The following is a 19,570-nucleotide window of genomic DNA, read 5'->3' on the forward strand; positions in this document are numbered from 1 at the left end:
AGGTTGGCATGACTGAAGATCTGGCACCACCAGTCAGAAAATAATATGAAGGATATATAAACAGATCAATTCTGAATGGATGATCCGTATTTATATCTTTTTGTTGACCGGTCTCAGAATGTTTGGGATAGGATTGCCTAATCCACAGAGAACGATTGGGTCGGTAGGATGGCACGGTCTGGTTCAGATGCCTTGCAGGAAATCGGACAGTTGCTGAAGGCTACCCGTAAAGGCCGGCAACTGACGCAGGAGCAGGTTGCCGACATGGCGGGCATATCGCGTCCCCGCTATCGCGAGATAGAAGCCGGAAGCAGTGCTGCGCGCACGACGACCCTGATCAACATCGCCCGTGCTCTCGGACTTGAGCTGATGCTTATACCGCAGGCGATGGTTCCGGCCGTCGATGCGCTGCTGCGACCGCATGACGATCTCGACGATCTCCCAGCATTCATGGCTCATGCAGATGGGGACGAGAATGCCTGAAGCTTCATCCGATCCGAGATCCATCTCGTCGCTCGACGTGCTGCTGAACGATATGAAGGTCGGCACGATCGTCAGGACGCCCGGCGATTTCAACGCCTTCAGTTTCGAGGACAGCTATCGCGCATCGGGCGGCTTCCCAGTGCTCAGCCTGTCTTTTCGAGCAGTCACTGGCGGATTGCGCAAGGACCCGAAACCCGTCGCCAGAGCGTTGCCGGCGTTCTTCGCCAATCTGCTCCCGGAAGACAAGCTGCGCGAGGCAATGGAAAAACACCACGCGGGGAGTGTCCGCGCGGGAAACGATTTCGATCTGCTCGTCGCACTGGGTTCAGATCTGCCAGGCGCTGTCCGCGTCGTGCCGAGCGACGGGACGATTGCCCGTCTCGACAGTCTGCCCGCTACCAAGCCGAAAGCCCGGTTTTCGCTCGCCGGCGTTCAGATGAAGCTTTCGGTCATCAAGAACACGGGGAAGGGCGGTGGACTGACGTTACCGATCGGCGACGAGCAGGGGGCCTACATTGCCAAGTTTCCATCGACCTCGTTTCCCGGCGTGTCGGAAAATGAATATGCCAATCTTGCACTGGCTGAAGCCATCGGCATGGAGGTTCCGGAGCGTGAACTCGTCGAGCAATCAGAGTTCGACGGTATCCCGAAGGAGTTCGAGACGCTGTCGGACGGTAGAGTCCTGCTCGTCAAACGTTTCGATCGTGGCTCAAACGGCGAGCGGATCCATATCGAGGATTTCGCGCAGGTATTCGGCGTCTATCCTTCGCGGAAATACGAAGGAGCTGCATATCATGATATCGCCGCAGCCTTGACCGTTGCCGTTTCATCCGACGCTGCGCTCGAATTCGTCCGCCGGCTGGCTCTGGCTGCCATGATAGGCAATGGTGACATGCACCTGAAAAACTGGTCGCTGATCTATCGCGGAGCGGGCGACAAACCGGAATTTGCGCCTGTCTACGACGTGCTCTCGACAATCCCTTACATCCCAGCAGATGCAATGGCGCTGTCGCTTGCTGGCGAGCGCTCCTTCAAGGCATCGAATGCGCAACGATGGAAAGCCTTCGCCAATCGCGCGCGCTTGCCGGAAGCGGCCGTGCTCAAAGCGGTGGTCGATACGGTCGAGCGCGTCAACGACGTTTGGTGGTCGCTGCCGGAACGTAGTGTCGCTCCGGCGAGAGTTCTCGAGCGTATCGATACACATGTAAGGCTGATGACGCCTATCCTTGGCACGTGCGCGGAGTGACGATCCGGCCGAACGGTAGCCGAGCCCTGTCCTAGCCCGCGCGCCAGTTCTCCTGGCGGTGTCGAAAATCGCCGGGATTTGACCCGGTTTCTTAGTTTATCATAACCCACGCGTAGCTATAGAATTGCCTTTAATTCCAAACCTTTGCGTCGCTTCAGCAGGGGCAGGCCCAAATGAAAACCGGGTCAAATCCGACCGATATTCAACATCACCGACATTTGGACACGCTCCGTATGCCTCAAATGGATCATCATCGAGCGGCTCTAGTTCGCTATCGCCATGCAGTATGTGCGTTCTGATGCGAACATCTATGGGCAGGGTACTAGCCTTTCCTAACGTAAGCGGGTTTCTTGTAGCCAAAACGGCCGCTCACTTGTGGTTCGGACCGCTAAGTCAGTGGCAATGGACGCTACCAGTCTTTTTCTCCATATGGCAGCATTGGCCAGGCGGCGAACTCTTTCGGCAACCGCCTCCATGAGCCAGAGCGGAGGTGCCGATTAGTAGGGTGATGAAGGCAATGGCAATTCTCATGATTGTGCCCCTTCGCATCGTCAGTAATAGCCTCCAGGGCGTGACCAAGCGCTACGACGTCCGCACCTATTTCCGGCCGCGTCAGTCTGCCAGTCATATTGGCAGTTTCCGCGATACGCTGTGTAACCACCTCCGCTGCAATAGTGATTGGCGCAGTAAGCGACAGTGCCACCAACAAGGGCGACGGCAACCAATGCTGCAGCGGCTTGGTTTTGGTTCTGCACCATCTGGAAGCATGAAGCTGGCATGATACCACGTCGCGATAGCTCGAATTGGATCTTGTAGCGCAGCGTATCGTCTTGGCTCTGGACATAGGATCGACAGAGGGCGGCTTGGCTCACCTTTTCCGGCGCTGTCCCCATCTCCGCCTGTGTTGTCGTGCATGCCGTCAGCGCAAACGCCATCAATGCGCAGGTCGCCCCGCGCGTTAAATCCATCCCCATGGCCCTCTCCCTCTTATCGCGAAAAGAGAAGCATTAATTCAAGCAGGAGTCGAGCCGGGTACGACCAGAGGCTACTGAGCTCAGTGCTTGAGAGGGCTTCCCTTCAAGGCTATTGGCCGGATGGCTCGCTCGGCGCTGTTGTTGTCAATCTCGATGCGGCCGTCGGTCAGGAAGAGCTTCAGACCATTCCAGTATTTGGCGGGTAGGCCAAAGGTTTGCCGAGCGGGGATTTAATCGCGACGCGGGCACCGACAGGTGCTCTTGTTGCATTGGACCGGCGGTCACCATAGGTTTCGCCTCGATGCCCCGTCCATGATGTGAGAGGTCCGCCGGGGCTTGGAGCATCGTCTACGGACCCCTCTCAGGTCGCAAGCCCGGCGTCCATGATCAACATGTGATTGCGGATATGAATGAGGCATGAATAAGAACAGCTCCCGTTAGGGTTGGTACTGCGCTGCCAATATTCAGCCTTGCGTGTTCCTCAGGTTGCACATATCGTCACGCTGGTAAGTGGCTCTATCGATGGGGGACACGGAAATGGGTGGAAAAGTAAGGTTACCGCCAGCCATGCAAATCGGACGAAAAGTCAGGTTGCCGCTGGCGACGCCGATGGAAGATATCGATTTCTTGAAGAGCATGCTCCACGGGGCACTTCCGCTGGCAGCAAGAAATGATGTGATCCTCGCACATTTTTTGACTATGGCGTACGAGCACGCTATCGACTTGCTATCAGGAAAAGTCCCGATCCAAGCGAAAACACCGCCGCAAAATGGATTGACTGTGTACAGATCGTCCGAATGGACGAGGATCACGCGCCCACGGTCGCGCGGACGGGCTCGCGTCGGTTTTGGTAATGTGACTGGGGACGAGGTTGATGGTTGAACTCTATTTTAAGGCGAGTAAGCTCAGGATGACTATCGCCTTGGGATTGAGTTTGTTCATGGTTGTGCCATGCTGAAACAACTCAACTGAGTCGGGGGGATTCAACCGTGGGCCAGACCAAACCGTTCGAGAAAACACGTCGCAATTTAAGCAGCACCGAGCAGCGCGCGGTGGCATACCTCAAATGGATTGAGGGACATCTCGGTAAGAAATACAAAATGGTCCCATACTTCGCCGCCATGATGATCGAGGAGATCAATGAGGGCGCCGTCATCGACGGGAGGGCCGAGCCTCAGTTGGCCGTTGTCGATGCTTTGGCCGCGCTATCCAAGCCATCATCCTGATCGGTGACGTAGTTCCGTAGGATGTCGCGAGCTGCGCGGGGAGAAACGTCCAATTCCCGCAGGTGGCGAGCAACCTCGCGCATGTGTTTTATCAGCTGCGGATCCAGTGCCTTCCGTTGCTCAGCCATTGATTCTCTCCCTCGTTGTGAAAAGCGTATCACGCAGCGTAAAGTAGGGACAGTGGTGCACTATAGCGGATCAACGGTAAGTGCTGCTTCGCTCGCACGTTGATACAACCGTTGTGTTTTCATCTTGTGGGGTAACGGCTGTACGGCAGTCTTTATGGCTTAGCTTGGTAGGCGTACTTGGCAATCTCTCATTTCCGAAGGGTTGCCATCTGCAATGAGCGAACCTTTCTGAACCAAAGAAATTAGACGCTCATGCAATGCCATGTCGCCGACCTGCAAATATGGGTAGTGGCTCAGGCCGAGAGCCCTGCCGACGATAAAGGCAACCTTTTTCCATTCCGAAGTGGCTTGCGAGAGTAGCAAAGCATCAAAGTGATCGATAGGTGCGGACGCGAGACCATCTGCGGTTACAATACGGAATGGTGCATTATCGGCCATAAGCTTTTCCCATTTCCGCTGGTTCAGAATGTCTTCATCAGCGGAAACGAGACTTTCGCGACCGAAAAGTGTTGCCAGTTCATTGCCAGGTATGATGGAAACGGCCTGAGCAGACTGGATCACTCCATCAGTGCCATTGCCCCATCTGACGGGCACACGGATGCCTGTAACATCGATCACATCGTATGAGCGACCCGCCATTCTCCATGCTCACGCCAGGCGAAAGGCAAATTCTCTGGCTGAATGCTGCCCAAACCAGACGATCAACCGATCTGCATTGTCCGCGTTCGACCAGAAGGCGTGAAGGCTGTTCTCAATGTCCCAACCGCCCATATTCCACCACGCTGCGCGTGCAGAGGTGCGTAGATTGACAATGGATCCGCTGACCGTCATGGCGCTGCGAACCGCAAGGCGAGTGAGAAATGACCAGTGAATGGCCGAGCGATTCTGTTGCTCAGGCCGTCTTGCTTCTGCACCGATGGTCTCAGATCCACAGTTCAAGGGGCACTCGTTAATCCGGCGCAAAAGGCGCTCGATCTCGGGCGATGGCTGTGCATCGGCGTTCTCGAACTGAGCCCGGCTCCGTGCGGTTGCATCCTGCTCATACCAAGCGACTAGGGCGGATGCTATCTTCTGCGCTGCTACAGAGCTTCTTGCAGCTCCATTTTCCTCGCACCATGCGTTGAGAATTTTCTCAAGCATCTGCAAGTCCGCGGGCGAAAGCGCTGCCTTTTATGTCGGTTCCGGTTGATTGCCCATACCACGTGTCCTCACCTGCAAAAGGCAAGCAGGGGTCCTCAAGCGTGCAGATTATCATCGTGGCCTTGCCCGAGGCGTACGTCTTCACATCCGATCATAGGAAAGGCCGTACCAGGAGCCCGAGTGGCACCGCGCAGGGCTTGATGCCCCAAACCAAAAGGTCGTGGGTCATGAGGTCGCCAGTACGCCTGCGTCCTTCGAGCCGATTGCCTGAGTACGCCCCACTCTGTCTTGTTCGCGAGTCCAAGGATCAGGTTCCGCGGCAAGATCGCCGAGGTCAAGTTCAATGACCGAGCTCGTGCAGGCGTCGAAGGCCTCGATCTCATATTGGCAGGCGGCCTCCCGTCTCGTCGCCTCTATTTGCTGGAAGGCGCTCCTGGATCAGGCAAGACCACCTTGGCGCTGCAATTCCTCCGCGAAGGTATAAAGCAAGGCGAAAAAGCACTCTACATCACCCTTTCCGAGACGAAAGAAGAGCTTTCCGCTGTCGCGGCATCGCATGGATGGAACATCGAGGAGTTCGACATCTTCGAATTCAGCTCAGCCTCAGAGGTCTTCGGCGACGGCCGCGAACAGTCGATCCTGCACCCCTGGGAGCTGGAACTCGGAGAGACGATCCGGCTCGTCCAAGAAGAGGTCGAACGCGTCAAGCCGAAGCGCGTGGTGTTCGATAGCCTCTCGGAAATGCGCCTACTTGCTCAAGACCCGCTGCGCTATCGTCGCCAGGTTTTGGCGCTGAAGCAGTTTTTCTCGGGACGCGACACGACCGTCATCCTCGTCGACGATATGACGGGCAACGATTCCGGCCGCGACGTGCATCTCCACAGTCTCTGCCACGGGGTTATCACGCTGGAGCGGCTGACGCTCGATTTCGGCGCGGCTCGCCGTCGCCTACAGGTCCAGAAGCTGCGCGGGGTAGACTTCATTGCCGGTTATCACGACTTCACTATCCGCACCGGCGGTTTGGAGATCTATCCACGCTTGATTGCCTCTACCCACCATGCCGAATTCCTGGGCGAAATCACCCCGAGTGGTGTTGCCGAGCTCGACAATCTCCTGGGAGGTGGACCGTTGCGCGGGACGAGCACGCTGCTGACGGGCCCCGCGGGAAGCGGCAAGACGACGATTGCCCTGCAATACCTTTACGCGGCCTGCGAACGCGGAGAGCATTGCACCGTCTACGAGTTCGACGAGCGGATCGGCACGCTGCTGGCCCGCGCGCGAGCGTTCAGCCTGGATTTCCAGAAGCATATCGAAAGTGGCGTCCTGACGATCCAACAGATAGATCCGGCCGAAATCTCGCCCGGGGAGTTTGCCGCGCGTGTGCGCCATGAGGTCGAACGGCGTGGATCACGCATGATCGTCGTCGATAGCCTGAACGGGTACCTGGCAGCGATGCCGCAGGAACAACAACTCATCCTGCAAATGCACGAGCTCCTGTCCTATCTCAGCCAGAAGGGCGTGGTGACCTTCCTGATAAATCCGCAAAATGGCCTGGTCGGTTCAATGTCTACGAACCTGAACATTTCCTATGTGGCCGATGCGGTCATCTTACTTCGATTCTTCGAGGCCGGTGGCAGGGTACGCAAAGCAATATCTGTGCTTAAGAACCGTGGTGGGGTCCATGAGGACACGATCCGCGAGCTGCGCATCGACCGAGACGGTGTCCGTGTGGGTGATCCGTTGTCCAGGTTTAGGGGAATATTGACCGGAACGCCGGAATACACGGGGGCCAATGAGCCCCTGATGGAAGATCGAAGTGGCAAAGACTGACGTGCAGCGCGAAGGCCAGCGTATCCTGGTCAGCGCCCCCTACGGAAGAGATGCAGACAGCGTCGCAACCCTACTGCGCGAACAGGACTATCTCGTTTCCATTTGCCGGGACTTGGTCGAAATTGCCGCGCTCCTGAGCGAGGACATCGGAGCCATCTTATTGACCGAGGAAGCCCTTGTGGGTGGCGTTGCGGTCCTTCGTGAGGCTCTCCAGCACCAACCATCCTGGTCCGACGTTCCCTTTACCCTGCTCGCCGCGCCGAGAACCGGCCGTACCCCAAATGTGCGGTTGTCGCAGCTCGCCTTGTTCGATCTTGCAAGCAACAGCGTGGTCCTGGAACGACCGCTGGGGCGCGCATCGCTCTTCAGCGCTGTCGCCTCGGCGATGCGCCTGCGCCAGAAGCAGTTCCAGATGCGGGACCGCTTGACGGATCTCGACGATAGCGAGACCCAATTGCGCCTCGCCACGGGAGCCGCTGGAATCGGGATCTGGGATTTCGATCCGGCAACGGAGGCGCTCCGGTGGGATCGGCGCTGCAAGGCGATGTTCGGGCTCGACGCCAATGCACAGATCAGTTTCGAAGGCAGTTTCCAGAAAGGTGTCCATCCTGACGACCTGCAGATGTCGATCGATGCCATCGCGGCTGCGCTGGTGCCGGAAGGCGGTGGCCGGCTCGAAATCGAATATCGGGCGATTGGGATCGACGATGGCGTCGAACGCTGGATTTCGGCCAAGGGCGGGGCGATCTTCGCCGATGGCAAAGCGGTTCGCTTGATTGGGACCGTCATCGACATCAGCGAAAGGAAGAGGACGGAGGCGGCGCTTGCTGCTTCCGAAGCGGCGCTTCGAGCGGAGCGGGAGGCCCTCGACCAGCTGAACCGCACGCTGGAGGAGCGCGTGGCGCAACGAACCTCCGAGCTGGAGGCGGAAGTCGTGGCGCGCAACCAGGCCGAGGAAGCGCTGCGGCAGGCACAGAAGATGGAAGCAGTCGGCCAATTGACCGGCGGCATTGCCCACGACTTCAACAATATGTTGACCGGTATTATCGGCGGGATCAGTGTCGCAAAGCGCCGCATCGCCAGCGGACGACTGGAGGAAGTCGATCGTTTCATGGACGCGGCCACGGAGTCGGCCAACCGAGCTGCAGCGCTGATCGCGCGCCTGCTGGCATTCTCCCGCAGGCAAACGCTCGACTCCAAGCCGCTGGACGTCAACGCCCAGCTTGCCGCGACGGAGGAGCTGTTGCGCCGGACGCTCCCCGAAAACATCGCCATCGAGGTCGTGGTCGATCCGAATGCTGGAAATGTCTTGGCGGACGTCAACCAGCTGGAGAGTGCTTTACTCAACATGGCGGGCAATGCGCGCGATGCCATGCCCGACGGTGGCCGGTTGACGATCAGAAGCGAGCGTAGGCTTGTCGACAACAGCGAAGCACGCTTGCTGCAAGGGGTCAAGGCTGGCAACTATGTTGCGATTTCGGTCACTGATACCGGTGTCGGTATGCCGCCTGAAATCCTGGAAAAGGTGTTCGAACCATTCTTTACCACCAAGCCGATCGGGCAAGGGACAGGGCTTGGCCTGTCGATGATCTATGGCTTTGCGCAGCAATCCGGGGGGCAGGCGAATATCGATAGCGAGCCGGGCGCAGGGACAAGGATTTCGCTGCTTTTACCGGCAACGGACGGTGAGGATGCGCTCTCGTCGAATCTGGCCGATCAGGTGTCCGAAAGTGGCGAGGGGCAAGTCGTGCTTGTCGTAGAGGACGACCCGTCCGTGCGGCTACTCATCTGCGAGGCGCTCGGAGAGCTCGATTATCGGGTCCTCGAAGCTGCGGATTCCGCACCGGCGGTTGAGATTTTGGCCTTCGGGCGCCTGATCAACTTGATGATATCGGATGTCGGGCTGCCGGGGATGACTGGTCGCCAGCTCGCCGAGGTCGCCAGGGCGCATCGGCCGACTTTGCCCATCCTATTCGTCACGGGCTATGCGGAAAACGCCGCGACGAAAGCCGGCTTTCTTGGAACCAACATGGCAATGATCGCTAAGCCGTTTGCGATCGAGGTGCTGGCTGCAAAGATCGCGGAAATGGTTGAGGTTGGGGCCTAAAGCACACGCACCGGCACCGTGGCGCGGTTATCTCGAACGAACCTACCTCGCGCCATCGATAAGTCCCTTCACGCGGCGAGCAATGTGCCCATCTGAAACGGATTCGTCATGACGTGCATGCCTTGGTCGAGATGGCCATGATTGAGGACCGCGTTCTCGCCATGACCGGTTATGAAGAGGACCTTCAGATCGCTGCGCTTTACCTGGGCAGCGTCGGAGAGCTGGCGGCCATTCATGCCATTCTGAAGTCCCACATCGGTGATCAGGAGATCAATGGGAATGCTTGAGTTTAAAATCTTCAGGGCCGAGGAGCCGTCGCCGGCCTCGAGAATCGTATAAGCGAGCTCCTCGGGTTGTTCGGCGGCGACCATTCGCACCAGCGGTTCGTCGCATCCATGACCAGCACCGTCTCACCGCGTTCCGCGCGCGCAGGCTCTACACTCGAGTTCAAGTCGAGCGGCTGAGGCTCCGCGTTGCTCTCGGCTGGCACCCGATTATCGACGATCTCTTGTCGTCAAATCGGCTTGTTGTCGCGGGCTGGCTCTGCATCAGCGCATCAAAAGTTCTCGTTGTTGGCGCCGAAGGGGGCTTTTGAGAAAGAGCCGGTCCGACAATTCTTGGCTCACCCAATATGCGTAGACGATTTCTCCACTCCCTAACGGCGAAGTCTGAGTTGCATCTGCTGCGTCCGCATCCCCCGCAAGACCGCGTTGCAATTCCTGGATTGCCCGTTCGCTGTGCATGGAGCGGCCATCACGCTGTTCGACGAGCCGACATCCGCCCTCGATCCAGAAATCGTGTCCGAAGTGCTCGATACGATGAAGAGCCTGGCGCGCGACGGCATAACCATGGTTTGCGTCACCCACGAAATGGCCCTTGCCCGCGCCGCTGCCGACCGGGTGACCTTAATGAATGACGGCACCGCTGACTCAAAAGTTCATGATACGTTCGTGGTATGAAAAGTCGAACGGTCTGCATCTTACGAATACCCTAGTCTGGCTGCCGAAAGTTCCATAATAAGTCTTATGTGATAAGTTATAACATTACATCGCGTTACCGCGGCGCCCTATTACGAGCTAGCAGCTGAGTTCACAAATATTTCCAGCATCAGAGATGCTCCCCACGAAATCCTCGAACTTCGAGACCTCGCCAAATATCAACGTTGACATCAGCACGTTGTCGCGGGCTGTCCGAAATTTAAGTACAAATTCTGTTCAGTGGCATGGCGGTGTGCACCCTGCATTCCGGTACGAGAACGACGCAACGACGGCATGATAACAGAAAACAACGAGCGCCTGTCGGACAGCACCGCCCGGAAACAAACCAATCCCGCTCTCTCGTGATGGCGTCCTGGCACCGGTCCGGATCTTCCACGATCAACCCGCAAGGGATCCGCTAGCAAGCTGCGGCCGCTTGGCTTTGCCTGCGCGGTGATCGCGCCCGGCCCCGCGCCTTTTCGGAGCCATCGAGCGGGAATTGGCCCGCTCCCGGATGGAGCCTCTCAAATGTCGCACGATCTCTCTCTCGCACAGTCCCACGCCTTTCAGCTTTCCCGCGACCTCATGGTCCCGGTGACCGTCTTCGAGGTCGACGGCGAATATGGCGTCCTTCCTTCTGACGAGATCGACGCCAGCGACGACCTCGAGATCATTCATGAATTCCATCCATTTGGGGCTCACTGAGCCCCGCTTTGCCGTTCCGGCTGCCGCTTGCGAGCCGGCGGCCGCAAGGGAGGCTTCGCCGCGCCTGATGAATGAATTGTCGAATCCTGCAATTGCCAGGCGCGCCCTTGCGGCCTTTGCTCTTCGCGCCCGTCCGAAGCTGCCGCGCAAAAGTGCGGCAAGGAAACAGATGAAAGGTCGGCCGCCACGTGGCCGGAAAGAAGAATGACGAGAGACGAAATCGAGAAGCTGCGCGAGATGGTGGGCTGCCAGGTGGTGCTGGAACCTGTCGGCTTCGCCCTCGATGCCAAAGAAAGCACCAAGCGCGCACTCAAGTATCGCCGTGGCGGCGAGATCATCATCGTCACGCATTCAGGTCGCGGATGGTTTGATCCTTTGAGTGACGCGAAAGGCGACATCTTCGGTTTGATGACCGCGCTCGAGGGATGCGACTTTGCGGAGGCATGCGAGCGGATCGCCACAATTTCCGGACTCCAGCCCACCAATGCAACGTGGAAGCAAGAAGATCTCCTGCCCGCGCCCCAAGCCTCTATCGCCGAGGCATGGGCCCATCGTCGATCACCGTGGCCGGGTTCCGCCACATGGCGGTATTTGCGGTGGCAGCGGTCACTTCCCGCATTCGTGATTCGCGCTGCCATCAATCAAGATCTGCTGCGCGAGGGGCCCTACGCAAGCATGTGGGCGGCGCATACGGATGACATCGGCAATGCAACTGGCTGGGAGGGCCGCGGACCTGAATGGCGCGGCTTCGCGACCGGCGGGAGCAAGACCCTGTTTCGGCTTGGTGCCCGACACGCAAAGAGGCTGTGCGTCACCGAAGCGGCGATCGATGCCATGAGTTTGGCCGCGATCGAAGGGATGCGACCGGGAACCGCCTATCTGAGCACAGGCGGAGGCTGGGCGTCGGCAACCGCGGCGGCATTGCGACGCCTTTCCGAGTTGCCTGACGTTCAGCTTGTCGCGGCGACGGACGGCAATTCTCAAGGTGATGTCTATGCCGATCGGCTGCGCGCTCTTGCGGAAGACGCCGGTTGCTCGTGGTTGCGCCTGCGGCCGCCCGCTGATGACTGGAACGAGGTGCTGAAGCAGAGAGAAGAGTGGAAGAAGGGTGGAGAGAAAGGCCGTGCCGCATGCCCGCCAGCCGCATCAAGGGAGGCTTCGCCCGGCTGCGCCGGCCCTTGACCCGGCCGACGGGCAAGCCGGCGATCCGGAAGGGGTTATGAAGGGCTGAAGAGGAAGGCGGGGTCGTTAGGATCTCGGCGCTTCGGTCCGCCAAACCCGAAGGAGCAGCCCATGTCCAACACCTCCGTCATCCGCAAGGTCTTTGAGGGGCCCGCGACCCGCCAACAAATGTTCTCGCTTTTCGATCGTCATGCCAAACGCCCGACGCGCGGCGAGGATGAAGCCGCTGCACTTTACGCCGGTGAGTGGTTCGAAATCTCGGAGGCCGAACACGACTACATGTTCGAAATCCTGCCACCGCTGTGGATCCGCGGGTCGATGTTTGCCATGCGGGAGTTCATGACAGGTTCGGTCACCTCCATCTTCTTCGCGCTTCAGATCGACGGGGTAGTTCGCCATTTCCACGGCTATTGCGACCTGTCCGACGGCTCGGCCGTGGAAGCGATGCGGTTGGCGATCGTCGAACGTGAGAGCCGACCGGTCCGCGCCATGACGCGCGATGAGCGCCTCGAGCACATCTGGAGCGCCACTGTCGACGCATATCGTGGTTACGCGGGCGATCGCTGGCCGCCGGCGGTGCGAGGGCAGCGCACGATCATGCTTTGGAGTGGCGCCAACGGGACAATCCTGAAGCTCCTGGATGATCTGACCGATGATGAGGTCTCCGCCAAGCTGCCGGTGCAGTTCCGCCACCTCCGTCTCGGTGTCCCGCCGTCGGAAATTGCCTATATGCAGGACTTCAAGAAGACCGAGGCCAAGCAACGTCTGTTCGGCGATGTCCGCGCCGGCCGGGTCCGCTTTCTGATCGGCAGTTCCGAAACGATGGGGACTGGCGTCAACGCCCAGCTTCGCCTGAAGGCGCTCCACCATCTCGACGTCCCATGGCTGCCGTCCCAGATCGAGCAGCGCGAGGGCCGGATCGTCCGCCAGGGCAATCAGCACGATGTCGTCGATATCTTCGCCTATGCCACGCAGGGCTCGCTCGATGCCAGCATGTGGCAGAACAACGAGCGCAAGGCTCGCTTCATCGCCGCCGCCCTCTCCGGAAACACATCGATCCGCCGGCTCGAGGACCTCGGCGAAGGCCAGGCCAACCATTTTGCCATGGCCAAGGCGATCGCCTCGGGCGACGAACGCTTGATGAAAAAGGCGGGGCTCGAAGCCGACATCGCCCGGCTTGAGCGCCTCCGCGCCGCGCATGACGACGACCTCTATGCGGTGCGTCGACAGATCCGCGTCGCACAGCGCGATATCGAGCACGCGAGCCGGCGCATCGGGGAGATCGGCCAGGATATCGACCGGCTGGTCCCGACCCATGGAGATGCTTTCACGATGACGGCGCTTGGCCAGGTTTATGCCGAGCGCAAGGAGGCGGGCCGCGCTATCATGAAGGAAATCCTGACACTCGTGCAGCTCCAACAGGAGGGAGAGGTCCATCTCGCGACGATCGGCGGTTTCGATCTCGCCTTCGATGGCGAACGGATCGGCAAGGAGAGCTTCCACTACCAGATCCTATTGCAGCGAACCGGTGCAGACTACGAGATCGATCTGGCCGTCACGGTTACGCCTCTCGGGGCGATCTCACGGCTAGAGCATTCTCTCGAAGGGTTCGAAGACGAGCAGCGTCGGTATCGCCAGCAACTCGAGAGTGCCGAACGGCGCCTTGTCTCCTATCGGTCCCGCGATGGCGGCGTCTTCGCCTTCGCCGACGAGCTTGACGAGAAGCGTCGGCAGTTGAGGGAGAATGAGGCGCTTCTTGCTGCGGATATCATCGCAGGAGCAAGCCAAGCGCCAGTTGCATAGGTGCGCTGCACAAATTGTGGGTGCAGTCCGATCAAAAATTCATCATAATGCGCGCAGCTGATGCACATGGCGGCTTCCTCCCAGTTCCGCCGCAGCAGCTGTTCCCCTCTGGAGGTTCAAGATCTCCACACTTTATGGGCTGCGGCTTTTGCCGGCGGCCCTTTTTTCTGTCGGCGTCAAGACGGTTTCCTCCTCTCTGATATGGACCAATGCACTTGTCTTCAGTTGCTCCAGAGGCAGGACAGCGGGACCGCGGCCAGTTTTTCGCCAAATGGGAGGATCTTGTCGCCGTCGTAGAGCACCCAACCCGCCTTGAACGCACCTCCGGTCGCTGCCGACACCTTTCGCAGCCCTTTGAAGTCTTGGGCGGTGACCGTCGCCGCGGCCTTTACCTCTAACCCGATGATGTCACCACTTTCATCTTCCAGAATGATGTCGACCTCGTCCTGATCCTTGTCACGATAGTGGTGGATTGTCGGTCGTGCATCGCTCCATGTCGTAAGCCTAAGAATCTCGTTGGCAACGAAAGTCTCCAGCAGGGCGCCAAGGACCGATCGGTCTTTCGCAATGCGATCTTGCGATAACCCGGTCAGTGCCGCGAGAAGTCCGCTGTCCAGAAAAAACAGCTTCGGAGTTTTCACGAGGCGTTTCAGAGGGTTGCGGAACCATGGTTCGATCCTGCGGACTAGGAAGAGGTTCTCGAAAATGCCGATGTAACGACGCGCGGTCTTGTCATCGAGACCGATCTGCCCGGCCAGTTGCGCGAAATTCAAAAGTTTCCCCGAGTGATGTGCAAGGGCGCGAAGAAGTTGCGGCATCTGGTCGAGGCGCTCGACATCGGCAATCTCGCTGACGTCGCGCTCAACAATCGCACGAATGTACTCTCTCGCCCAGGCAGAGCGACGACGAGGGTCGGTGCGGGCGATCATCTCGGGATATCCGCCAGTCAGTGCGCGTTCTACCAGAGCAGGTCCGACAATGATGTTGCTAGGAGCCTTAAGCTCGCCGGAGAATGCCCTGTCGACAAAATTACTCTTCTCCCGCAGGATCTCTGCCTGTCCCAGGGGCAGCAGTGTCACAACCTCCATTCGGCCGGCAAGGCTTTCCGACACTGTTGGAAGTGCAAGGATATTGGCGGATCCTGTCAGGAGAAACCTGCCCGGTCGTCGGTCGTTGTCGACGGCGCCCTTGATAGCGCGAAGCAATTCGGGAGCTCGCTGAACTTCGTCAAGGATTGCGGTATCGATCTGCCGCATGAAGCCGACGGGATCGGCTTTGGCCGATGCCAGTGTCGTGTCGTCATCCAGAGTGAAATATGGTCGTTCCTTAGGCAATAGAGAGCGGACCAATGTGGTCTTCCCGCACTGGCGCGGCCCGTTCACCAGAACGACCGGCGTATCAGTCATCGCGATCGCCACGCGCGCAGATGCGCCCCTCGGGAAAAGCGCGTTACCCTTGAGATCGCCGGTCAAACGTCAAACTCCTGAAAGCATCTCTAGTCATATGTCCCATCCGGAAACTACCGTCGTCCAATTCGGAGTTCAAGCTCGTCCAATCCGGAGTGGATCGCCGTCTATATCGGAGGACCAGAAAAGGAGAAAGGGAAGAAATTTGAAAGGCACCCGATCGCAGGTCGGCCAGCCTGGCGCTGTTGACACTCAACCGCCACCTCCTCATCCCGGTCCCTCGCCCTTCGCGGGGCTGTAAACCCCGCTCGTTCTTCGGAACAGGGCTGCTCGGTCGCAGTTGCGCCGGCCTGTCCGCCCCGCGGTCCGGAAAGTGTCTTCCAAAGGAATGAAGACAGAAAGGAGCGGCAGCCGTGCCGTTCCGCAACCGGACAGGAGCAACTTCCATGCAAATCATCAAGATCGATCCGCGTGCACTGAACGAAAACGCCGACGATGCCCGCCAGTCGAAATCGCCCGCCCAGGCTGACGCCTTGCTTCTCGCCACGGTAAAGGCCGTCGGGATCATCCAGCCGCCGGTGGTCTCACCGCAGGTGGACGGTGGAAACGGTTATATCATCCAGGCCGGTCATCGCCGCGTGCAGGCCGCGATCGCCGCGGGTCTCGAAGAAATCGAGGTCCTCGTCAAGGAGGCGGCGGACGACAACGGCGCCATGCGCTCGATGGTGGAAAACATTGCCCGCGAACCACTGAACCCGGTGGATCAGTGGCGCGGTATCGAGCGCCTTGTTGCCCTCGGCTGGACCGAGGAGGCGATTGCCGTCGCCCTCGCGCTTCCCGTCCGCCAGATCCGCAAGCTCCGTCTTCTCGCCAACGTCCTGCCGGCCATGCTCGACCAGATGGCCAGGGGGGACATGCCGAACGAACAACAGCTTCGCACGATCGCAGCCGCATCGCTCGAGGACCAGAAGGAAGTCTGGAATCCGTCCGCCCAGCCGCACGTGTCGTCCAGCTCCGCAAAGGCGCCACCGTCGAGATGGTCCGGCTGACATGCCCGGACAGCGCCCAGGCGCTGAAGATCGCCGAGAGCTTTGGCACAGCCCTCATCGACAGCGACGGGATCCGCGATCTCCATGAGCGCTTGATTTCCGAGACGGCAGATGCTCTTAGCGAAGGCCTTGGCGAACGCGCCATGCAGATCCACCTGCAGCGGATCGTAGGCGCCTATGTCGGATCCGCCCATGGTGCCGGCCAGTTCTACAGCAATGCCGTGACCCAGGCGCGCGACGCCACGGCCAAGGCTGCGAACGACGCCCGCGACGAGGATCTTGACGGTCCGGTCGGCTATGACAGCGCCGCCCACCGCAAGCGGGAGTTCGCCGCTGACATGGGTATCCAGGCACACGCCCTGCGCATGGCTGCCGAAGGTGCCGTCGCAGCCTACAAGCATATCGTCGGTGAGGCCTGGAAGCCGTTCGATCGACCGGTCGAAAATCCTGGGCATTCCGTCGACCGCAAAGCCGCAGCAGCCCAGATGTCAGCCTTCGACTGACGCCATCACGAGGGGGGTCGCCCCGCCGCAACCGTTCAGGCCGCACCTTCGGGGGCGGCCTTTTTTCATGCCGGCTTTCGCGGAAGAAAGATGGAGAAGAGTTTCTGCCCGCGCCCGGGCGGCCCGTCTCTGGCGTCGGACCTGCAGGAGCCGCCCACAGCCCGCAACGGCTTCGCCGTCCTCCACGTCGTTTCGGCCGTTCCGGTGCAGGCCGCGGGCTCATAGCTCCTGCTTCTGGCCTCCGCGACGGCGCCGCTGATGGAGCGGCTCGCAATTGTGGAGATGAAAAATGAGGACGACGAACGAAAACCAGCGGACAGACATCTATTCCCGGATCACCGATCGGATCATAGAGGATCTCGCCAGCGGGGTGCGCCCATGGATGAAGCCCTGGAATGCCGGCAATACGGACGGACGGATCACTCGCCCGCTCCGTCACAATGGACAGCCCTACAGTGGCATGAACGTGCTTCTGCTCTGGTCGGAGCAGATGTCGCGCGACTTCGCGTCGTCGATGTGGATGACGTTCAAGCAGGCGCTCGAGCTTGGGGCGGCCGTTCGGAAGGGCGAGACCGGGTCGACGGTCGTGTTTGCATCCCGGATTACGAAGTCGCAGGCCGGCGAAAAAGGTGGCGAGGTCGATCGCGAAATCCCGTTCCTCAAGACCTATTCCGTGTTCAACGTGGAACAGATCGATGGGCTTCCTGAGCACTACTATCGCCGACCGGAGCCGGTGGAGGATCCTATCGCACGTATCGAGAACGCAGAACGGTTCTTCCGTAACACAGGTGCGATCATCCGTCATGGCGGCAGCCAAGCTTACTACTCGCCGGTCATGGACTACATCCAGATGCCGCCCTTCGAAACGTTCAAGGACGCCGCAAGCTACTATGCCACGCTCAGCCATGAGGCGACCCATTGGACGGCGCCCGAGAGCCGCGTCGGCCGAGATCTCTCGCGCTATGCCAAAGACAGGAGCGAGCGTGCGCGCGAAGAGCTGATCGCTGAACTCGGCAGTTGCTTCCTATGCGCCGACCTCGGGATCGTTCCTGAGCTCGAGCCACGGCCTGACCACGCCTCATACCTTCAGTCATGGCTGAAAGTATTGGCTGGCGACAAGCGAGCGATCTTTCAGGCCGCTGCCCATGCTCAACGCGCAGCCGCATTCCTTCATGACCTACAGCCGGATAGGGAGGATGCTCGCCATGCGGCCTGAGTGCCTTGGGTGAGTTAGAGCCGGTCGCCGCGCTCAGCAGTGGCTGGCTCAGTCACCATTGCGGCAACGGCATGATCTTCGGAAACGCTCAAATCGAACGTCCCCCAGATCGACGGTTTCTGGGTGGCTGGTTTCAGCTTTCGGGATTGCTTGATTTCGACGATAAACGGCTTTGTCTGCTGACGCATTGTTCCTCCAGGCGACGAATCGCAGCGCAACTCTATCGCGGCAGATTGGTCTCGCAAGCCGACTTGTTCGGAGATCACACTACGAGGGTGCATATCTTCCCCGAGGCTATAGAAGGTGCTCGGGACCGGATGAGGCCATTTGGCCTGGGTTCCCCTGTGCGGATCGCCATTGTCGTTTCCTTTTGCCCAATCACCGTGGCTCCATGTGCGGGCTCGATGGGGCAGGTCTGACCGGAGACCGGCTTCGCCTCGACCTCAATCCCGCAACGGCGCTGCGAAACTTTCATCCCCTGCCGGCTCCGCCGTCATTCCTCGCGCGACAAGAAAGTGTCTTCGCGCCGCCCTTCACGATGTTCCAGCCCTAAGGCCCACCCTTTGCGCTCGCGCAATGGGGACCCCGGGGGGTGCGGTCAGGTCGTCCCCGGCCTTTGCGACTGCCATCGAGGCCGCAATGGAGCGGCCCGAAACAGCGAAAAGGAATACGACAATGGCTACCATCGGCACCTTCACCTCCACCGAAAACGGCTTCACCGGCTCCATCCGCACCCTCGCACTCAACGTCAAGGCGCGCATCGCCCGCATCGAGAACCCCTCCGACAAGGGCCCGCAGTTCCGGATCTTCGCGGGAGCCGTTGAACTCGGCGCCGCCTGGCAGAAGCGCTCGGAACAGACCGACCGCGATTACCTCTCGGTCAAGCTCGACGATCCGAGCTTCCCTGCCCCGATCTACGCAACGCTCTCTGAGGTCGAAGGTGAAGATGGATACCAGCTGATCTGGTCCCGCCCGAACCGCGACTGAGACGGCCCAGGCCCCGCCCGAATGGGCGGGGCTCTTCCCTCTCCCTGGACAAGCCGGAGACAGGCATCGAGCCCGTCTCCGGCTTTTCTGGTGCCATACGAGAGGGGAGGTCTGCTCAGGAAGAGAGCGAGTGTGCCGTGTCGCGCGCGCAGCCTCAAGGACCTGGCGGTTCCCCCAAAATGCTGCGCATTTCGGCTCCCCCACCTGGCCGCTGCGCGGTCGCTGCCGCGCTCCTTGACCCCGCCCACGCGCCACGCCCGCGGTCGTCATCTTTCTCAAACATCAGGAGATGACGACGATGACCATCGAACAGCACATCGGAGAACTGCGCGCCGAGCTGCGGAATGCCTCTGACGTCAGCGAGCGCCGTGAGATCCAGTCCGAGCTGGATTGCGCTCAGGCGGAACTCGCAGTCATCATTGCCGAGCAGGACGGACGCCTGGAAGCGGAGCCGCCGTTCTGAGCGGTACACCTGCAAAACATGTCTCATTTTTTTACACTCGCTGATGAGATTGACAGGCGCGATGTAATCGAGGCGTGGCAATTCTCCTTGCCGATAGTGGTCATCGACATCGGGAATGTTGCAGTCCGGTCGTCGGGCAGAAACC

Annotated in this window: 17 protein-coding genes and 5 pseudogenes; 16 read left to right on the top strand and 6 right to left on the bottom strand. The window is 59.5% G+C overall.

Annotated features, from left to right (window positions below):
- Positions 1 to 168 precede the first annotated feature (168 nt).
- Positions 169 to 483 carry a helix-turn-helix domain-containing protein gene (locus MUU55_RS27205; protein ID WP_244763917.1) on the top strand — a complete coding sequence of 105 codons (315 nt, stop codon included), beginning with the start codon at positions 169 to 171 and terminating at the stop codon, positions 481 to 483.
- Positions 476 to 1,729 carry a type II toxin-antitoxin system HipA family toxin gene (locus MUU55_RS27210; protein WP_244763918.1) on the top strand — a complete coding sequence of 418 codons (1,254 nt, stop codon included), beginning with the start codon at positions 476 to 478 and terminating at the stop codon, positions 1,727 to 1,729. Before MUU55_RS27205 ends, MUU55_RS27210 begins: the two co-directional genes overlap by 8 nt.
- Before the next feature lie 1,078 nt (positions 1,730 to 2,807).
- Here MUU55_RS27210 and MUU55_RS27220 read toward each other — a convergent pair.
- Positions 2,808 to 2,950 (bottom strand): annotated as a pseudogene (locus MUU55_RS27220) (IS66 family transposase); the annotation flags it as partial.
- Between the two features lie 290 nt (positions 2,951 to 3,240).
- Between MUU55_RS27220 and MUU55_RS27225 the strand changes: the two are divergent.
- Entirely contained in the window at positions 3,241 to 3,585 is a 345-nt protein-coding gene (locus MUU55_RS27225) for a hypothetical protein (protein ID WP_244763919.1), read from the top strand.
- A 107-nt stretch (positions 3,586 to 3,692) separates the two neighbouring features.
- Positions 3,693 to 3,929, top strand: a complete 237-nt coding sequence (locus MUU55_RS27230; protein ID WP_244763920.1) for a hypothetical protein — start codon at positions 3,693 to 3,695, stop codon at positions 3,927 to 3,929.
- 287 nt (positions 3,930 to 4,216) lie between these two features.
- Here MUU55_RS27230 and MUU55_RS27235 read toward each other — a convergent pair whose 3' ends face one another.
- Positions 4,217 to 4,696, bottom strand: coding sequence for a DUF3658 domain-containing protein (locus tag MUU55_RS27235; protein WP_244763921.1), 480 nt, complete (start codon positions 4,694 to 4,696; stop codon positions 4,217 to 4,219).
- Positions 4,697 to 4,705: 9 nt separating this feature from the next.
- Complete coding sequence (locus MUU55_RS27240) at positions 4,706 to 5,197, bottom strand: hypothetical protein (protein ID WP_244763922.1); 492 nt, start codon at positions 5,195 to 5,197, stop codon at positions 4,706 to 4,708.
- Between the two features lie 324 nt (positions 5,198 to 5,521).
- Here MUU55_RS27240 and MUU55_RS27245 point away from each other — a divergent pair, with 324 nt between their 5' ends.
- Positions 5,522 to 7,027 (top strand): ATPase domain-containing protein, encoded by a 1,506-nt coding sequence (locus MUU55_RS27245; protein ID WP_244763987.1) that lies wholly within the window; start codon positions 5,522 to 5,524, stop codon positions 7,025 to 7,027.
- Positions 7,014 to 9,134: an ATP-binding protein gene (locus MUU55_RS27250; protein WP_244763923.1), complete on the top strand. Its 2,121-nt coding sequence runs from the start codon at positions 7,014 to 7,016 to the stop codon at positions 9,132 to 9,134. Before MUU55_RS27245 ends, MUU55_RS27250 begins: the two co-directional genes overlap by 14 nt.
- 68 nt (positions 9,135 to 9,202) lie before the next feature.
- Here MUU55_RS27250 and MUU55_RS27255 read toward each other — a convergent pair whose 3' ends face one another.
- Positions 9,203 to 9,505 (bottom strand): response regulator, encoded by a 303-nt coding sequence (locus MUU55_RS27255; RefSeq protein ID WP_342346079.1) that lies wholly within the window; start codon positions 9,503 to 9,505, stop codon positions 9,203 to 9,205.
- A gap of 381 nt (positions 9,506 to 9,886) precedes the next feature.
- On the opposite strand from MUU55_RS27255, the pseudogene MUU55_RS27260 reads away from it, so the two are divergent.
- From MUU55_RS27260 to MUU55_RS27280, 5 genes and pseudogenes are all read left to right on the top strand, one after another.
- Positions 9,887 to 10,054: pseudogene (locus MUU55_RS27260) on the top strand (AAA family ATPase); the annotation flags it as partial.
- Between the two features lie 585 nt (positions 10,055 to 10,639).
- Positions 10,640 to 10,816: a hypothetical protein gene (locus tag MUU55_RS27265; RefSeq protein ID WP_062557342.1), complete on the top strand. Its 177-nt coding sequence runs from the start codon at positions 10,640 to 10,642 to the stop codon at positions 10,814 to 10,816.
- 204 nt (positions 10,817 to 11,020) lie between these two features.
- A complete protein-coding gene (locus MUU55_RS27270) occupies positions 11,021 to 11,998 on the top strand; it encodes a DUF3991 and toprim domain-containing protein (protein ID WP_244763924.1) in 978 nt (325 codons plus the stop codon).
- A 111-nt stretch (positions 11,999 to 12,109) separates the two neighbouring features.
- A pseudogene (locus MUU55_RS29440) lies at positions 12,110 to 12,433 on the top strand (DUF1419 domain-containing protein); the annotation flags it as partial.
- Positions 12,434 to 12,691: 258 nt separating this feature from the next.
- Positions 12,692 to 13,801, top strand: a pseudogene (locus MUU55_RS27280) (helicase-related protein); the annotation flags it as partial.
- A gap of 221 nt (positions 13,802 to 14,022) precedes the next feature.
- Here MUU55_RS27280 and MUU55_RS27285 read toward each other — a convergent pair.
- Positions 14,023 to 15,207 (bottom strand): ATP-binding protein, encoded by a 1,185-nt coding sequence (locus MUU55_RS27285; RefSeq protein ID WP_244763988.1) that lies wholly within the window; start codon positions 15,205 to 15,207, stop codon positions 14,023 to 14,025.
- 446 nt (positions 15,208 to 15,653) lie between these two features.
- Between MUU55_RS27285 and MUU55_RS27290 the strand changes: the two are divergent.
- The 3 genes and pseudogenes from MUU55_RS27290 to MUU55_RS27300 all read left to right on the top strand — a co-directional run.
- Positions 15,654 to 16,187: pseudogene (locus tag MUU55_RS27290) on the top strand (ParB/RepB/Spo0J family partition protein); the annotation flags it as partial.
- Complete coding sequence (locus tag MUU55_RS27295) at positions 16,184 to 16,759, top strand: hypothetical protein (protein WP_244763989.1); 576 nt, start codon at positions 16,184 to 16,186, stop codon at positions 16,757 to 16,759. The pseudogene MUU55_RS27290 and the gene MUU55_RS27295, both read left to right, overlap by 4 nt.
- Before the next feature lie 289 nt (positions 16,760 to 17,048).
- Positions 17,049 to 17,975 (top strand): ArdC family protein, encoded by a 927-nt coding sequence (locus tag MUU55_RS27300; protein WP_244763926.1) that lies wholly within the window; start codon positions 17,049 to 17,051, stop codon positions 17,973 to 17,975.
- 14 nt (positions 17,976 to 17,989) lie between these two features.
- On the opposite strand, the gene MUU55_RS27305 is transcribed toward MUU55_RS27300, so the two are convergent.
- The gene (locus tag MUU55_RS27305; protein ID WP_244763927.1) at positions 17,990 to 18,163 is read right to left on the bottom strand and encodes a hypothetical protein; all 174 of its coding nucleotides are present in this window, start codon (positions 18,161 to 18,163) and stop codon (positions 17,990 to 17,992) included.
- A gap of 487 nt (positions 18,164 to 18,650) precedes the next feature.
- On the opposite strand from MUU55_RS27305, the gene MUU55_RS27310 reads away from it, so the two are divergent.
- Together MUU55_RS27310 and MUU55_RS27315 are read left to right on the top strand one after the other, a co-directional pair.
- Positions 18,651 to 18,962, top strand: coding sequence for a DUF736 domain-containing protein (locus MUU55_RS27310; protein WP_011654735.1), 312 nt, complete (start codon positions 18,651 to 18,653; stop codon positions 18,960 to 18,962).
- A 298-nt stretch (positions 18,963 to 19,260) separates the two neighbouring features.
- Entirely contained in the window at positions 19,261 to 19,425 is a 165-nt protein-coding gene (locus MUU55_RS27315) for a hypothetical protein (RefSeq protein ID WP_244763928.1), read from the top strand.
- The last annotated feature ends 145 nt before the right edge of the window (positions 19,426 to 19,570 follow it).

Origin of the sequence: Shinella curvata (genome assembly GCF_022899935.1) — a bacterium.
Lineage (GTDB): Bacteria > Pseudomonadota > Alphaproteobacteria > Rhizobiales > Rhizobiaceae > Shinella > Shinella curvata.

Excerpts from the sequence above, each read along its gene's own strand:
- MUU55_RS27225 (WP_244763919.1), top strand. The coding sequence starts at position 3,241 with ATGGGTGGAAAAGTAAGGTTACCGCCAGCCATGCAAATCGGACGAAAA.
- MUU55_RS27255 (WP_342346079.1), bottom strand. The coding sequence starts at position 9,505 with ATGGTCGCCGCCGAACAACCCGAGGAGCTCGCTTATACGATTCTCGAG.
- MUU55_RS27315 (WP_244763928.1), top strand. The coding sequence starts at position 19,261 with ATGACCATCGAACAGCACATCGGAGAACTGCGCGCCGAGCTGCGGAAT.
- MUU55_RS27205 (WP_244763917.1), top strand. The coding sequence starts at position 169 with ATGGCACGGTCTGGTTCAGATGCCTTGCAGGAAATCGGACAGTTGCTG.
- MUU55_RS27210 (WP_244763918.1), top strand. The coding sequence starts at position 476 with ATGCCTGAAGCTTCATCCGATCCGAGATCCATCTCGTCGCTCGACGTG.
- MUU55_RS27305 (WP_244763927.1), bottom strand. The coding sequence starts at position 18,163 with ATGCGTCAGCAGACAAAGCCGTTTATCGTCGAAATCAAGCAATCCCGA.
- MUU55_RS27235 (WP_244763921.1), bottom strand. The coding sequence starts at position 4,696 with ATGGCGGGTCGCTCATACGATGTGATCGATGTTACAGGCATCCGTGTG.
- MUU55_RS27285 (WP_244763988.1), bottom strand. The coding sequence starts at position 15,207 with ATGACTGATACGCCGGTCGTTCTGGTGAACGGGCCGCGCCAGTGCGGG.
- MUU55_RS27265 (WP_062557342.1), top strand. The coding sequence starts at position 10,640 with ATGTCGCACGATCTCTCTCTCGCACAGTCCCACGCCTTTCAGCTTTCC.
- MUU55_RS27300 (WP_244763926.1), top strand. The coding sequence starts at position 17,049 with ATGAGGACGACGAACGAAAACCAGCGGACAGACATCTATTCCCGGATC.
- MUU55_RS27270 (WP_244763924.1), top strand. The coding sequence starts at position 11,021 with ATGACGAGAGACGAAATCGAGAAGCTGCGCGAGATGGTGGGCTGCCAG.
- MUU55_RS27240 (WP_244763922.1), bottom strand. The coding sequence starts at position 5,197 with ATGCTTGAGAAAATTCTCAACGCATGGTGCGAGGAAAATGGAGCTGCA.
- MUU55_RS27310 (WP_011654735.1), top strand. The coding sequence starts at position 18,651 with ATGGCTACCATCGGCACCTTCACCTCCACCGAAAACGGCTTCACCGGC.